Source organism: Caballeronia sp. LZ034LL, from assembly GCF_031451215.1.
Classification (GTDB): Bacteria; Pseudomonadota; Gammaproteobacteria; order Burkholderiales; family Burkholderiaceae; genus Caballeronia.
In genome coordinates this window covers 113,853-129,178 of record NZ_JARUXR010000003.1, presented here as the reverse complement: position 1 = coordinate 129,178, position 15,326 = coordinate 113,853, and the positions used below count along the sequence as shown (strand labels likewise).

12 protein-coding genes are annotated in these 15,326 nt (G+C 64.9%); 3 read left to right on the top strand and 9 right to left on the bottom strand.

The genetic code is table 11. The features are described 5' to 3' along the window. Positions 1–78 precede the first annotated feature (78 nt). Genes QCE83_RS21685 through QCE83_RS21670 form a run of 4 tightly spaced genes read right to left on the bottom strand, consistent with a single transcriptional unit; the run spans position 79 to position 4,318 of the window. Positions 79–1,245, bottom strand: coding sequence for an ABC transporter permease (locus QCE83_RS21685; RefSeq protein ID WP_309815903.1), 1,167 nt, complete (start codon positions 1,243–1,245; stop codon positions 79–81). 9 nt (positions 1,246–1,254) lie between these two features. After that, positions 1,255–2,409, bottom strand: coding sequence for an ABC transporter permease (locus QCE83_RS21680; protein WP_309815900.1), 1,155 nt, complete (start codon positions 2,407–2,409; stop codon positions 1,255–1,257). 6 nt (positions 2,410–2,415) lie between these two features. Next, positions 2,416–3,108 carry an ABC transporter ATP-binding protein gene (locus QCE83_RS21675; RefSeq protein ID WP_309815897.1) on the bottom strand — a complete coding sequence of 231 codons (693 nt, stop codon included), beginning with the start codon at positions 3,106–3,108 and terminating at the stop codon, positions 2,416–2,418. A 1-nt stretch (position 3,109) separates the two neighbouring features. Then, a complete protein-coding gene (locus QCE83_RS21670; protein ID WP_404985289.1) occupies positions 3,110–4,318 on the bottom strand; it encodes an efflux RND transporter periplasmic adaptor subunit in 1,209 nt (402 codons plus the stop codon). Between the two features lie 48 nt (positions 4,319–4,366). Here QCE83_RS21670 and QCE83_RS21665 point away from each other — a divergent pair, with 48 nt between their 5' ends. From QCE83_RS21665 to QCE83_RS21655, 3 genes are all read left to right on the top strand, one after another. Continuing rightward, positions 4,367–5,434 carry a hypothetical protein gene (locus tag QCE83_RS21665; protein WP_309815891.1) on the top strand — a complete coding sequence of 356 codons (1,068 nt, stop codon included), beginning with the start codon at positions 4,367–4,369 and terminating at the stop codon, positions 5,432–5,434. A 75-nt stretch (positions 5,435–5,509) separates the two neighbouring features. Beyond that, complete coding sequence (locus QCE83_RS21660; RefSeq protein ID WP_309815886.1) at positions 5,510–6,154, top strand: LysE family transporter; 645 nt, start codon at positions 5,510–5,512, stop codon at positions 6,152–6,154. 174 nt (positions 6,155–6,328) lie between these two features. Beyond that, the gene (locus QCE83_RS21655; RefSeq protein ID WP_309815883.1) at positions 6,329–7,366 is read left to right on the top strand and encodes an FUSC family protein; all 1,038 of its coding nucleotides are present in this window, start codon (positions 6,329–6,331) and stop codon (positions 7,364–7,366) included. A 7-nt stretch (positions 7,367–7,373) separates the two neighbouring features. Here the strand turns inward: QCE83_RS21655 and QCE83_RS21650 are convergent, their stop codons facing one another. The 5 genes from QCE83_RS21650 to QCE83_RS21630 form a co-directional block, all read right to left on the bottom strand. Next, complete coding sequence (locus tag QCE83_RS21650) at positions 7,374–8,522, bottom strand: DSD1 family PLP-dependent enzyme (protein WP_309818686.1); 1,149 nt, start codon at positions 8,520–8,522, stop codon at positions 7,374–7,376. 196 nt (positions 8,523–8,718) lie between these two features. Continuing rightward, complete coding sequence (locus tag QCE83_RS21645; RefSeq protein ID WP_309815879.1) at positions 8,719–10,008, bottom strand: MFS transporter; 1,290 nt, start codon at positions 10,006–10,008, stop codon at positions 8,719–8,721. 249 nt (positions 10,009–10,257) lie between these two features. Then, entirely contained in the window at positions 10,258–13,311 is a 3,054-nt protein-coding gene (locus QCE83_RS21640; RefSeq protein WP_309815876.1) for an FAD-linked oxidase C-terminal domain-containing protein, read from the bottom strand. A 25-nt stretch (positions 13,312–13,336) separates the two neighbouring features. Then, on the bottom strand, positions 13,337–14,101 hold the full coding sequence (locus tag QCE83_RS21635) for a 2-keto-4-pentenoate hydratase (protein ID WP_309815871.1): 765 nt from the start codon (positions 14,099–14,101) through the stop codon (positions 13,337–13,339). Continuing rightward, on the bottom strand, positions 14,098–15,318 hold the full coding sequence (locus tag QCE83_RS21630; protein WP_309815868.1) for an aminotransferase class V-fold PLP-dependent enzyme: 1,221 nt from the start codon (positions 15,316–15,318) through the stop codon (positions 14,098–14,100). Before QCE83_RS21630 ends, QCE83_RS21635 begins: the two co-directional genes overlap by 4 nt. Between the last annotated feature and the right edge of the window lie 8 nt (positions 15,319–15,326).

Here is a 15,326-nt window from a genome sequence, read left to right as displayed (position 1 = left end):
ACGCCGCCCTGTCTGCCCTGAACATGGCAAAGTTTGGAAGCGACGATGCAGAAAAATCGAATGGTTGAGAAAGCGCGGTCAACGCGTGCGCAGCGCATCGACGATATTCATGCGTGACGCGCGCAGCGCCGGAAGAAAGCCGCCGACAAAGCCCATCGCGAGCGAGAACAGCAGTGTCCGCACGATAACCGACGGCGTCAGGATGAAGCGGAACGACAGGTCCGCGAAGGTCTGGAAGTTGGTCGTCGAGAACGAGGCGAACTGCATCAGCGCGGCACAGCACAGCCCCGCGATGCCGCCGGTCAGGCCGAGCAGCAAGGCTTCGAGCATGAACGCGCCGAGCACGTCGAGGCGCTTGAAACCGAGCGCGCGCAACGTGCCGATTTCAGCGACGCGGTTCGCCACCGACGCGTACATCGTGATCATGGCGCCGATCATCGCCGCGATCGAGAAGATGATGGAGAGCGTGAAGCCCAGGATATTGATGAACGTCGAGAGCGCTTTCGACTGGTCGCCGTAGAAGATTCTTTCACGCTTGGCTTCGTGGGCGAGGCGCGGATCGACGTCGATATCCGCCTTGAAGCGCTCGAACGCGTCGCTGCGCGCGAGCCGCACGACCATCGACGAAAAGCTCGTGCGGCGGAAGGACTGCATCAGTTGATCGACGTCGCCCCAGATCTCGGAATCGAAGCCGCTGCCGCCTGCATCGAAATGGCCGACCACGGTCCAGTCGCGTTGCGCGAAACGCAGATGATCGCCGATGCGCGTGCCGCCGAAGCCCTTCGCGATGCTGCTGCCCACGATGATCTCCGACGACCCGCTGCGGAACATGCGGCCAGCCGTGAGTTTCACTTGCGGACGCAGTTGCGGACCCATCGGCGAGACGCCGCGAATCACGACATTGGCGGGCGTGCTGCTGCCGAGCTTGGTGAGCGAGATCAGCACCACCGTTTCCTTCGATGCAAGCGGCTGGCCGTCGCGGTTCATCGCGACGGACGGATGCATCTCCATCACGTTCGCCTGCCCGCGATCGATCGCGCTCTGGATCTCGGTCTCCGCGCCCTTGCGGATCACGACGACGTTGTCCGCCTCGCCTGTCGAGACCAGCGTCTTCTTGAGGCCGGCATCCAGCATCAGCACGGTCGAGAACACGAACACCACGAGCGCGAGACCGCCCGCCGTGAGCGCCGTCGTGAGGCGGCGCGCCCACAGGTTGCGCGCGACATAGGAGACGGGAATGGCCATCGCGCGCCCTCAGCCGATGGCCCGCAGGCCTTCGACGATGCGCACCCGGCTGGCCTGCACGGCCGGCACGATCGCCGCAGCCAGCGCGACCACGAACGCGCAGGCGGCCTGCAACAGCATGGTCTCGTGCGAGACGCGGAAGACCGGGAACACGCCGCCCGTCGCATGCTTGAAGACTACCGCGAGCGGCGGCGTCGCGAGAATGCCGATGCCGCCGCCGATCGCGCAGATCGCAATCGATTCGCCGAACACCAGCACCGAGAGAAAGCCCGCGCCGAAGCCGAGCGCCTTCAGCGTCGCGTACTCGGTGATGCGCTCGCGCGCGCTCATGGCCATGGCATTGGCCATCACGGCCATGATGATGAGGATCACCACGTAGGACACCACGCGGATGGCCGCGATGATCTGGTTCGACATCGCGACGAAGCCCAGCTGGAAGGCCTGTTCGGTTTCGGTGAGCGTTTCGGCGAGCGAGTTCTTGAAGACACTGTCGATATTGCGCGAGACGGCCGCCGCCTGGTCCGGATCCTTCACGCCGACCACGTACACGCCGACCTGATCCACATTGCGTTTCGTCGTCTTGCGGATGGTCTCGTTGAGATAGTCCCAGTGCATCAGCAGTTGACGCGTGATGGTGGATTCGTCGCGTCCTTCCATGATGCCGCGCACGACGAAGTCCCAGGTGCCCGGATAGATCGTGCCCTTGAGCGGAATCACGTCGCCAACCTTGAAACCGAACTGATCGGCAAGCTGCCTGCCGATCAGCACGCCCTTGCGGTCGCGCTGGAATGCGGCGCGCGCTTCTTCGCCGACGATGAACTCCGGATAGAGGTCGAGATAGTTGTCCGACACGGCAAACTGCGCGAAGAAGTTCTTCGGGTCGCGATAGACGCCGCCGAACCAGTTCGAGCGCGCGACCAGCGTGACGCCGTCCACGCCGCGGATGCGGTTCTCGTAGGCGAGCGGCAACGGGAACACGAGGGAGATGGCATTGCGCGTGACGAGCCGCGCATTCGAGGCCGCCGATGCGCCCGCATACCACGCGTCCACGACCGTATGCAGCAGGCCGTACGCGAGCACCGCGATGGTGAGCCCGAGCACCGTCAGCGCGGTGCGCAAGCGGTGGCGCAGCGCGTTGCGCAGGATCAGCTTGGCGAGATACATGACGATTCAGGGGCGGGCGCCATCGGTCAGCTCTCCCTTTTCCAGATGCACGAGCGCCTTCGCCGCGCCGGCGGCGTGCGCATCGTGCGTGACCATGATGATGGTCTTGCCGAGCCGGCTGTTCAGGCGTTGCAGCATCGCGAGGACATCGCTGGCGGAGTTGCGGTCGAGGTCCCCGGTGGGCTCGTCGGCGACGATCAGCTTCGGGTCCGTGATCAGCGCCCGCGCAATCGCCACGCGTTGCTGCTGCCCGCCCGACAGCTCGGACGGATAGTGGCTCATGCGGTCGGCCATGTTGACCATGTCGAGCACCATCGCGACGCGCTCGCGCCGTTCGTGGCGCGTGAGGCGCGTCAGCATCAGCGGCAGTTCGACGTTCTCGAACGCGGACAGCACCGGCATCAGGTTGTAGAACTGGAAGATGAAGCCGACGTTCGCCGCGCGCCAGTCCGCCAGCGCGGCTTCGGGCAGGCGCGTGATGTCGAGTCCGCCGACGAGCAGTTCGCCGCTGTCGGGCCGGTCAATGCCCGCGATCAGGTTCAGCAGCGTGCTCTTGCCGGACCCGGACGGCCCCATCAGCGCGACGAAGTTGCCTTCCGCGATCGACAGCGTGATGTCGGTCAGCACCGGCACGGTCTGCACGCCGCGCCGATACGACTTCGCGACATGACTGATCTGGACGAGCGGCGGCGTGCTCACGCTACTTCTTCGCCACGGTGACCCGGGCGCCATCCTTGAGCGTTTCGCCGGGCGACAGCGCGACCACGTCGCCGGGCTTGACGCCCTGCACGGCGAGCAGATCGCCGATACGCGCGCCGGCCGTCACCGGTACTTCGTGCGCGATGTCCTGGCTGATGACATACACCACCTGCTTGCCGCCGCGCGTCACGACCGCCGACGGCTGCACCGCGATGACCGCCTGCTTCTGATCGGGCGGCACCGGCTTCGACAGGAACGCGACCTTCGCGGACATGTCCGGCAGCACGCGTGCGTCGCGGTCGACGAAACGCACCTTCACGAGCACGGTGGCCTTGGAGCGGTCGACGGTGGGCACCATGCGCGACACGCGGCCCGGGAAACGCACGTCCGGCAGCGCGTCGAGCTGGATCTCGCACGGCTGGTCCACGGCGATACGGGCGATGTTCGACTCGGCGACATCGGCCTCGACTTCGAGCGTCTTCATGTCGGCGATGGTGACGACCGCGCCCTTGCTGTCGGACGCCGATGAAAACGGCGTGATGTTGTCGCCCACGTTGGCGTGCTTTTCGAGCACGACGCCATCGAACGGCGCGCGGATCACGGTCTGGTCGACGGCCACTTGCGCCGCCTGCGCATTGGCACGCGCGGAGAGGATCGCGGCTTCGTCGCTGTTGATGGACGCCTGCGCCTTGTCGAAACGGGCGAGCGCGGCATCGTACTGCGTCGCGGGGATGGCGCCCTGCGGCACGAGAATGCGGTAGCGCTTGAGATCGACTTCGGCGTTCTTGAGTTCGGCGCGCTGGAGTTGCAGGTTGGCCTGCGCGACCTTCACCTGCGCCTGGGCCTGGGCGAGCGATGCAGCGACGTCGTCGCTTTCCAGACGGGCAATCACCTCGCCCTGCTTGACCACGGAGCCTTCGAGGACGCCGAGCCATTCGACGCGGCCCTGCCCCTTCGACGCCACCGCGGCCTTGCGCTGCGGCACGACATAGCCGGTCGCGTTCAGGAGCGTATAGCTTTGCGAGGGGTAGGCGGACGTGACAGTCGCCGTCTCTATCGCCTGCGGCCCGGTGAGCCGGAATGCGATGGCGATCAACGCAAGCACGATGAGCGCGGCGATTGCCCAGCGAAGCCAGTGGCGCCGACGCCGCGGCACCGCAGCGGAGGGTCCCCGGTCGATCTTTAGTTTTTCGAGGTCGTGTTCAGCCAATTTTCGAACGTGCGCCGCTGCTTGGGATCGCGGACCGGTGTGCGGTGAGTGGACGTCCAGTATAGCGCCGCGATCCGGTCCTTCCGGGGCCGCGCGGGGATTGGCATTTTGAATTCATCATTCCGCGTGCAAAATGCCGGCGGCTCGTTCGCGCGATCCGGCGCCGGTGTCCGCTGCGAGCCAGACTGCCAAAGCAGATGCTTCCATTTAAGATACGGCCTATATCGTGGATTCGGCGTTCTGCGCCAGGAGAAGTACGTGCTTTTCTCGACACAAAGACGCCTTGTCGCCTGCGCCGTCTGGGCATTCTTATGCTGCTGCACCTCCGCGCGTGCCATGGAGACGCATGGCGCGCACGCGGAACGGACGATCGGTGCTGCAAGCGGGGTGACGGGCGAGAACATTCTTGCGGTGGAGTCGTTGCCGCCCGGTTTCGCCGGCGACGATCCCGAGCACGTGCGGGACGCGCTCGCCGGCCGGCCCGCGCCGGGCCAGGCGCCCTCGATCACGAGCCGGGTGCGGACGTTTCTCTCACAACCGTTCCGCAGATGGGAGCACGGGGCATCGGGCGCATCGGGTGTAAAGGGCGCGAGTCAGCCCCAGGCCGCGAGCGCTACGCAGGCAGACCGCACTTTTGTATTCGTCATTCCCGTGACATACGGCGTGCGCTATCAGTCGAAGAAGAAGGTTCTGACGGTCAATGTCTCGCTCGCGGCGCCCGGCAACCCGAATGCCATCCTGCTGAAGCAAACGGTCAAGGGGCAAAGCGGCCGCAAGCTTGTCGTCGCGGCCGAAGCCAGGGCGAAGGGCTTCTTGCAGACCTTCGACGTCATTCAGCTGCAACCGGACGGCGGCGCCCGGACCACGGTGACGGGCCGGGCGCTATTGCCGAACTTCTCGCATGAACACGGCGAAGGCGATTTTGCGATCGTTCTCGTCTGCGCCCTCGAACCGCCCTATCTGACGGACGACGTCACGCACAGCGCCCCCTCCGAGGAAGAACCCACCGACATCACGCGCAGAACCTCGACGCTGAACGGCAGCGTCGCGGCGGCATGGCTCGTCGACCGCAAGGACGGGTCGATCGTGACGCGGCGGCTGCGGCTGGTCAAATAGCCGGGGACGTCGTACGTTTTGCATCATGCGTATTGAATCATGCGTTTTGCATGCGTCATACAAGGAGTCGACACGATGCCAGCTTCCAACGCCGTACTCGCCATCCTGTTTTCCCTGCTGCTGGGCGCGATGATTCCTGGGCCGAGCTTCGTGGTCGTGGCGCGCAACTCGATCGGCGTTTCACGCGCCGACGGGCTCGCGACCGCGCTCGGCATGGGTGTCGGCGGCATCTTTTTCGGCGGCATCGCGCTCGCCGGGCTGTACACGCTGCTGGTCGCCGTCGAATGGCTGTATGTGGCGCTGAAGGCGGCCGGCGGCCTGTATCTCGTCTACATCGCCTGGAACATCTGGCGCGGCGCCGCCCGTCCCATGGAGGTGCCGATATCGAGCGATGCGTCGTCCCGCAAACCGAGCGCCGGAAGATCGTTCTGGCTCGGGCTCTCGACGCAACTGAGCAACCCGAAGACCGCGATCTGGTACGGCAGCATCTTCGCTGCGCTGCTGCCGCAGCACCCGCCGCTGTGGTGCTACTTCGTCCTGCCGCCGATGGTGTTCGCCATCGAGACCGGCTGGTACACCATCGTCGCGCTGGGTTTCTCCAGCAAGCGGCCGCGCGAGCTCTATCTGCGGGCGAAGAAGTGGATCGATCGCGTGGCGGCAGGCGTGATCGCGGCGCTCGGCTTGCGGCTTCTGCTGACTGCGAGCAAGGCCGGCTTGTGATTTCGCATGCAGAACACAAAACGCCATCCGGCATCTTGAATGCAAATGACTGAAGCAAGCGGCGCGCTCCTTTCGTTTCGCTGACTCACCTGCTTTCTTGTGCATGGCGCGGGCTTGCTGCATGACACCTTGGCATAATGCGACACCGACCCTTTCGTCGACCCTATGCCAGGCATGATTGCGATCACCCGCACCCGGCGCCGCCTGCACGCGTTCTTCGGCGCACCCGAAGCGCGCCGTCTGCTGCGCACGCTGATGAGTTGCGCCATCAGCTACATTGCTGCGCGTCTCGCCGCGCTTCCCGAAGGTTACTGGGCGCTCATCACGACACTCGTCGTCGTCACGCAGCCGAGCCTCACGCAAGCCGTCGACACGGCGCGGGATCAGATCATCGGCGCGTGCATCGGTGCGATGGTCGGCGTGCTCGGCATCGTCGCGATGCAGTATGGCGCACCGCCGCTCGCGGTCTTCAGCGTTGCCCTGATCCCGCTTGCCGCCGTCAGCGCGAAGCGTCCCGCCTTCCGGCTGGCCTGCGTAACGTTGGTGATCGTCGTGCTGATTCCGGCAGGGCCGGGCTCACCGTTCGAGCGCCCGCTGCATCGCGTGCTGGAGATCCTGATCGGCGCCATCTCCGCGTTCGTGGTGACCGCACTCTGGCCGAATCGCGCGTTGCGGGCCGCACATCACGGCGTCGCCGATACGCTGAGAAGTCTCGGCCAGCTCATCGGCCTCTATTTGAGAGGCGCGCAGGATGCAGCACGCGAGACGCAACTCGAAGCGCAAAGCGTGGCCGCACAGAAGGCGCTCGACGACGCCCTGAAGGAAGCCGAGCGCGAGCACATCATCGTGCTCGTACACAACAGCCGCTCGGATGGCATCGACAAGGCCGCGCCCTTTTTGCAGCGTCTGCACAGCGATGCGACGTTCCTCGCGAAAGCAGTAGCGGGTCTGGATCGGCAATCCTGCGCGGTGCATCTCGGCGACATGGGCCGGACGTTGCAGACGCTCTTCGAGCTGCTGGCAGGTGTGATGGCGTCGCCGCAGCAGGATGGCGACAAGCTGGAGCAGGCGCGGGCTTCAGTCAGCGCACTGAAGACGGCGCTGGCCGCACAAGCGCCGACGCATGGAGCGCAGGAAGCGGCGCAATTCGTCATCGGCCTGATCGTCGCCGATCTCGATGCGCTGATCAGCACGCTCTATCCGCCGAAGTGACGCGCGCCTAGCGCGACAGGCCGCGTGCGTCGATGGGCCAGATGTCGACGACGCGCCCGCCGCGATAGCAGACGTACTCGTCGTAGAGATTGACGCTCGGATCGCAATGACCGGGCGGCAGCAGGAGGCGTTCGCCGACGAGCGGTCCGACATCGTCCTCGGGATTGTCTTTTGCATGCAGCATGCCGTGTTCATCGTTCGCGGCGATGTAGTTCAACACCGGCGCGCTGCGGCCGTCGAGCCAGTGCGCGCTGCGCGGCAGGCCCGAATCCACCGCGAGCCCTTTCAGGCCGACGTCGCAGACGGCCATGCCTGGCCGCGTTGCGCTCATGACGGTCGACAGCACGAAGAGGCTATGCCGCCAGTGCAAAGCCCCGTCCCAGCCGATGCCGCCATAGTCGCCGTCCATGAAAAGATATGAACCGGGCTGCAATTCGGTGAACACGCCGCTTGCGGCATCGAATTCGACCGTACCGGTGCCGCCGCCTGTCACGACATCACAGCGCACGCCGCGCGCGTCCAGCGCACGAACATAGCCTGCGGCGATATCGGCCGCGCGGCTAGCGGCGGTCCTGCGGGCATTCCAGTCGGCGACATGCTGAATGCCGCCGTGATACGCCTGGATGCCGGCGAAGCGCAGGGCATGCTGCGCCGCGATGGCGTCCACGAGTTCGAGCAAGGCGTCCTCGTGGGTGACGCCGCAGCGATGCTGCCCTGCATCGACTTCGGGCAGCACGTCGATCTTGACGCCGGCCTCAGCGGCCGCGCGTCCGAGGGCCTGCACCTGCGGCAAGGCATCCACGCACACGGAAAGCTGCACGTGCGATGCAAGTTCGACGGCCATAGCCAGTTTGTCGGCACCGGAGAACTCGTTGCTGACATGAATACTGCGAACACCCGCTGCGGCGAACGGATACGCCTCCGAGAGCTTCTGACAGCACACGCCCACGGCACCCGCCTCGATCTGCCGCTTCGCGATCTCGCTCGACTTGTGCGCCTTCGCATGCGGACGTAGCGCGACGCCTTGATCAGCGGCGAATGTCGCCATCGCGGCGAGGTTGGCTTCGAAGGCTTCGAGGTCGAGCAACAGCGACGGCGTGGCAACCGAGGAGAGTGAATCGCCAGGGCGGGCGGCGGGTGGAGGCGAAAACGTCATGGCGATGGCGGGAGTCTCTGTCAAGTCAGGTTCCGATCATGTCGCTGCATGCGGCATGATGAATGCATTACGCAAAATTCCAGCTTTGTCGTTGCGGGTGTTCATGGGTTGCGCCGCCTTGGTCTGAACGCTGCAACAAGGCTCCATTCGCCGCGGTTCAATGCATGCAAAACGCATTGAACCGCGGCCCACCAAACTAGACGAACTTGCGCGCGTGCGCTGCGTCCTGCGTTTCCGCCTCCACCTCCAGCACCCGGTCAGGCCGCATCATGAACGACAGGATGATGCCCGCCGCCATCAGGATCATCGAAACCGTGAACGGCAGGTTCCAGTTGCCCGTACGGTCGATCAGCCAGCCGCCCACCACCGGACTGATGATCGCCGCCAGCGCCGAACCTGAATTCATGATGCCGGCGGCGGTGCCGGAATGCTTGGGGGCAATATCCATCGGCACGGACCACATCGGGCCAATCGTCATCTCGTTGAAGAAGAAGCCCGCGGACAGACAGACGGCGGCGAGTGTGATCGAAATGTTGGAAACGAACATGATCGGTGCAAGCGACAGCAGCGTGAGGAACATGCACACGCCGACCATCACGTTGCGGGCGAGGCGCACATTGCCGCTCTTGCGCAGGATGCGATCCGTGACCGAGCCGCCGAGCCAGTCGCCGAGCACACCCGCGAAGAACACGCCCGACGCGAACAGCGCGGACTTGCCGAGCTGCATGTGATAGCTATGCAGGAAATATTGCGGAATCCAGCCGAGGAACAGCCAGAGCACCCAGCCATAGCAGAAGTACACGGCCGTCACCGGCGCCATGCGGCCCAGAAGAATTCGCCACGGCACGGGTGCGCGCTCCTTCACGCCGGAATACGTGGCGAGGGTCGCGCATTCGGTCTCGGTGATACGCGGATGGTCGCGCGGGTTATCGCGGAAATAGAACACCCAGGCAATGGCCCACACGAAACTGATGACACCGGTGATCAGGAACGCACCGCGCCAGCTCGTCGCGACCATCAGCCACACGATGAGCGGCGGCGCAACGGCATTGCCGATGCGTGATGCGGCATGCGTAATGCCTTGCGCGAAGCCGCGCTGATCGGCCGGCATCCAGTTGGACATTGCGCGCGTCGCCGTCGGGAAGGTCGCGCCTTCGCCCAGACCCAGCAGCACCCGCGCCACGATGAGCGACACGAAGCCGCCCGCGAGGCCGGTCAGCACGGTGGCGCCGGCCCAGATGATCGCGCACAGCGTCAGAGTACGACGCGGCCCGAAGCGGTCCCCTACCCAGCCGCCGATGATCTGGAACACGAGATACGGGTACGCGAAGGCCGAGAACACAAAGCCGACCTGCGTATGCGATAGACCCAGTTCAGCCCCGAACTGGCTGGCCGCCGTGCTGACATTCACGCGGTCGATATAGGTGATGAAATACATCGCGCATAGCAGCAGCAGAACGCGCGTCGTGGCTCGACGGAACATCATCGTCTCCTTGTGTAGCCGCGTGCGTGAACACGGCGCCCTGCGCAGGCCGGGCTCCGGTCATCACGTCATGCGGGACTTCCTTTGGGTACGTCGGATGAGATTGCTGGTAGCCGGCTGAAGACGGCTATTGCATGCGGCGACGCAGCTTGCGGATGCGGGGCTTGCGCGGTGATGTCATGTCTCGTCTCCTTCGCGGCTCGTTACGGCCCGCTTGTGTGTTCGATGTGTGCTCGATGGATGAAGCTGTATTCAGTCTTTCGAATCGCGTGCTCGTGTATCCAGTGCCATGGCAAGGACGCGCGCCACATGCAGGGCGTCTCTTTGTGCGCCCTCCGCGATCTGGTGGCGGCAACTCGTTCCGTCCGCCACGATCAGCGCATCGCCGGCTTCGCGCACCGCCGGCAGGAGCGACAACTCCGCCATGGCTTGCGACGCCGCATGATGTTCCGCCTCGTAGCCAAAACTTCCGGCCATGCCGCAGCACGACGATTCGATCGTCTTCACGCTGAGGCCCGGAATCCAGCCCAGCACTTGCTCGATCGGACGCACGGCGTCGAAAGCCTTCTGATGGCAATGTCCGTGCAGCAACGCGTTCTTTGCATTCAGCGCATTGAATTCAAGATGCAATCGCCCTTGCGCTTTTTCGCGCACCAGGAATTCCTCGAACAGGAACGCGTGCTCCGAGAGCCTGCGCGCCGCTTCGCCATAGCCGTAGCCAAGGAATTCGTCGCGTAACGAGAGCAGGCACGACGGCTCGAGTCCGACGATGGCCACGCCGCGCTCGACGAACGGCAGCAATACATCGAGCGTACGGCGCGCTTCGGCCTTCGCCTCGTCGACGAGTCCCGCCGAGAGGAACGTGCGCCCGCAACACAACGGCCGCTCACCCGCCTTCACATTCAGATGCACGGCGTAGCCCGCCGCTTCGAGCACCCGCTGCGCAGCGCGGGCGTTTTCAGGCTCGATATAGTTGTTGAACGTATCGACGAACAGCAGGACCTCTTTGGTTGCGGATGCAACTTGTTTTGCGGTTGCATCGCCGAGAAACGGCTTGCTGAAGCGCGGCAGGCCACGCTGCGGCGCAAGGCCCAGCTTCGTCTTGAGCCAGCGCGCCGCGCCCGGCATGTTGTCTTCGAGCCCGTTGGCAAGCGCCGGCATGCGGCTCGCAAGAGGCGCATAGCGCGGCAGGAACGCAATCAGTCTTTCACGCAGCCGCAAGCCATGTCGCTTCTTCCAGGCCGCGCGCGCCTCGATCTTGATGCGTGCCATGTCGACGCCCGTCGGACAGTCGCGCTTACAGCCCTTGCACGACACGCACAGATCGAGCACCTCCTTGACATCGCGGCTGGCCAGGCCGTCCTCGCCGAGTTGCCCCGATAACGCCAGACGTAGCGTATTGGCGCGACCACGCGTGACATGCTGCTCGTCCTTCGTGATGCGATAGCTCGGACACATCGTGCCTGCATCGAACTTGCGGCAATGGCCGTTGTTGTTGCACATTTCGAGCGCTTTCGCGAGACCGCCGGAACGATCGCTGCCGGAACCCGGTGCGCCTTCGTCGCCCGTCAGCGGATCGCGCGTGACATTCCACGCCGACCAGTCGAGCAACGGTTTGACCGCGCGCTCACGATACGAAGGCGGAAAGCGGAAGTTTGCGACATCGTCCATCTTCGGCGGCGCCACGATCCGGTCCGGGCTCAGCCGGTTCTCCGGATCGAACAATTGCTTGATGTCGCGAAACGCTTCGTTGATGCGCGGACCGTATTGCCAGGCCACCCATTCGCCGCGACAGAGCCCGTCGCCGTGTTCGCCCGAATACGCGCCCTTGTATTCACGCACCATGGCCGCGGCTTCTTCCGCGATCGCGCGCATCTTGCCGGCGCCGTCGCGGCGCATGTCGAGGATCGGCCGCACATGCAGCGTGCCGACGCTCGCATGCGCGTACCACGTGCCTTCCGTGCCGTGCTTGCGGAACACTTCCGTCAGCCGCGCCGTATAGTCCGCGAGATGTTCGAGCGGAACCGCGCAGTCTTCGATGAAGGACACCGGCTTGCCGTCGCCCTTCATGCTCATCATGATGTTCAGCCCGGCCTTGCGGACCTCCCATAGCGCCTTCTGCGGACCCGCATCGGGCATTTCGACGACGGAGCCCGGCAGGCCGAGATCGCTCATCAGTTCGACGAGACGGGCCAGCTTCGTCACTTGCTCATCGCGGTCGGCGCCCGCGAACTCGACGAGCAATATCGCCTCGGGATTGCCAGTCAGCGCCTTGCCGATCACCGGACGGAAGGCGGGATTGGACATCGCCAGGTCGATCATCGTGCGGTCCACCAGCTCCACCGCAACCGGGCCGAGCTTGACGATGTGCTGCGTCATGTCCATCGCCGCCCAGAAGGTCGGGAAGTTCACCACGCCCAAAGTCTTGTGCGCAGGCAGCGGCGCAAGCTTCAACGTCAACTGCCGGCTGAACGCGAGCGTGCCCTCCGAACCCACCAGCAGATTGGCCAGGTTGGGCTGGCCGTCATCGTTGAAGGGCAGCGGACTCTGGCAGTCGAACAGATCGAGGTTGTAGCCGGCCACGCGCCGCAACACCTTCGGGATGCGTTCACGCAGTTCGGCGCGTTCGCGCAGCGCAATGCCGCGCACGGCCTCGACGAGATCCCGGGTACGCGTGTCCTGCGGCATGTCCGCGAGCTTGCCGAAGCGCGTTTCAAGCCCGTCGGCGAGGATCGCATCGATGGCGTCGACGTTGTGCACCATGATCCCGTATTCCATCGACCGGGACCCGCACGAGTTGTTGCCCGCCATCCCGCCAATCGTGCATTGCGCACTCGTGGAGACATCCACCGGAAACCATAGCCCATGCGGCTTCAGCCACGCATTGAGATGATCCAGCACGACACCCGGCTCGACCGTGACGGTGCGCGCGTCCTTGTCGAAGTGAACGATGTTGTTGAGCCACTTCGTCGTATCGATGACGAGCGCCTCGCCCACCGTCTGCCCGCACTGGCTCGTTCCAGCGCCTCGCGCAAGGACGCTCGCCCCCTGATCCGCGGCAATCTGCAACGCCAGACGCAGGTCCGCCTGATCTCTCGGCACGGCGACGCCGAGCGGCATGATCTGGTAGATCGACGCATCGGTCGCATAGCGTCCGCGCGACGCCGGATCGAACAGCACGTCGCCCTTCAGTTCACGCTGGAGACGCGCCTGCAACGGTGTCGGCGAAGACCCCGGACGGGCGCGCGCCGAGGCGGGCATCAGATGGATGGGCTTGACGAGCCGGTCGGTCGGAGAGTTGAGCATTGTCGCTGTCTGAATGCTGAATGCGTTATGCGAAATGCAATTCGACGGGCGGCAGACCTTCGATCCTGCCCAGCGCCGTACCGGGCGCCTTCGGGAAAGCCATGCCGGTGTACGAGCCCGCCGTCAGCACCGTGCCGCGTTCGAGCGCATGTCCGCGCGACACGCAGTGATTCACCGTCCACGCCAGCAACCGGCGCGGATCGCCCGCCGGGTTGGCGGGCGTGCCGTCGAACAGCGGCGCACCGTTGTATTCAAAAGTCATGGCGGGCGCGACGAAGGGATACGAGGCGTCGTACGGCACGCCGTCGCCCACGATCAGCGCACCGTGATTTTGCAGATCGGCGAGTTGCCAGAGCTTGTCCACGTCAGGCCACGCAGCAAAGCGGCTCGCGACGATCTCGATCGCGGCATGTACCGACTCGATCGACGCGAGGATTTCCTCTTCGGCATACGGCCCGCTGCCGGGCTCGAAACGCCGGCCAAGCCTGAAGGCCACTTCGAGTTCGAGACCCGCCCGGCCGAACGCGGACATCGCAAGGCGCGCGCCGGACTGCTGCACGCCGCCGGCAGGAAGCGGCGCGCCCTGAATGGGTCCGTCGGCCGACTTGGCGCCCACCTTCCATCCGCCGATGGCCGCGTCGAGTGTGCGCAGCGTGGCGTCCTGCGCGGCGCATGCTTCATCGGAATGACCCGGACGCAGGCCCGACGGCAGGGAATCCAGTTGCGCGTGATGTGCGCGCGCTTCCACGAAAAGCCGGGCGAGCGCGTGGGCGTCGAATGCGGCGCTCATGCGGCCGCCTTGAACGCCGGCTTCGCGACGTGGCTCGTCAGATAGTCCATCGCGGCCGTTACGCCGCTGCCCTTCAGCCCGACGCCCGCCAGCTTGAGGCCCATTTCGCACCCGGTGAGCGCGGCCATCAGCGTGAGGTCGTTGCAGTCGCCCAGATGCCCGATGCGGAACATGCGGCCCTTCACCTTGCCGAGACCCGTCCCCAGCGAAAGATCGAAATGCTCGTAGATGAGCTTGCGCACGGCATCGGCATCGACACCCTCGGGCGTCATCACGCCGGTCAGCACCGGCGAATAAACGGCCGGATCCGCGCACTGGATCTCCAGCCCCCATGCGGTGACCGCCGCGCGACAGGCGGCCGCCAGTCGCTGATGCCGGGCGAAGACATTGTCGAGCCCTTCGTCGAGGATCATGTCGAGCGCCTCGGACAACCCGTAGAGCAGGTTCGTATTCGGCGTATAGGGCCAGTAGCCCTGCTGGTTCATCTCGATGATGTCGGTCCAGTCCCAGAACGCGCGCGGCAGCGTCGCGCGCTTCGACGCCTCGCGCGCCTTCTGCGACACCGCGTTGAAGCTGATTCCCGGGGGCAGCATGAGCCCTTTCTGCGATCCGGAGACGGTCACGTCGACGCCCCACTCGTCATGCCGATAATCCGCCGAGGCCAGCCCGGAAATGGTATCCACCATTAATAATGCAGGATGCGCGGCGGCATCGATGGCACGTCGCACAGCGGCAATGTCGGAGGTCACGCCGGTCGAGGTTTCGTTGTGGACGACACAGACCGCCTTGATCGCATGCTGCGTGTCCTCGCGCAGACGCTTTTCGATCTGGTCCGCCTGCACGCCGCGCCGCCAGCCTTCGATACCCGGCAAACCGAGAAACTCCGGCTTGAGCCCGAGGTTCTCGGCCATCTTCTTCCACAGCGTCGCGAAGTGGCCGGTCTCATACATGAGCACCGTATCGCCCGGACTCAGTGTGTTGCAAAGCGCCGCTTCCCACGCTCCCGTCCCCGAAGCCGGATAGATCACCACGGGCTGGTCCGTCTTGAAGATCTTCCGGATGCCCTCCAGCACCTTCAGCCCCAGCGCACCGAACTCCGGACCGCGATGATCGATGGTCGGATAGCTCATCGCCCGCAGGATCCGGTCGGGCACAGGGCTGGGTCCGGGAATCTGCAGGAAGTGACGGCCGGCGGGATGGAAGTCGAGCTTGAGCATGAAATCGC